1 protein-coding gene is annotated in these 261 nt (G+C 62.1%); it reads left to right on the top strand.

Features of this window, described 5'->3' with window-relative positions; translation table 11 throughout:
- On the top strand, positions 1-261 hold a 261-nt coding region (locus SB756_RS31660; RefSeq protein ID WP_410913445.1), incomplete at both ends, for a hypothetical protein.

Raw genomic sequence — 261 nt, 5'->3', positions numbered from 1 at the left:
CACGACGGGCGCGCTCGTGGCGTCGAATGGCGGCGGCACGGCTCAAACGTCGGTCATGCTCACACGCGAAGGCGCGGTTGCCGACCAAAAGCGATGGGAAATCATCCATGATGGTGTCGGAAAGCTGACGTTACGCACGGTCAACGACGGCTATTCGGCAGCAAACGAAGCGTTCAGCATCGCGCGTGCTGCTACGGGTGTTGGTCTGACATACATGGGGCTGATGCAGAACGGTGGGCGCGTGCTCGTAGGTGCGGGAGG

The sequence above is a fragment of the Pseudomonas sp. SIMBA_068 genome (assembly GCF_046534705.1).
Classification (GTDB): domain Bacteria; phylum Pseudomonadota; class Gammaproteobacteria; order Pseudomonadales; family Pseudomonadaceae; genus Aquipseudomonas; species Aquipseudomonas putida.
This window is presented reverse-complemented; position numbering and strand designations above follow the sequence as displayed.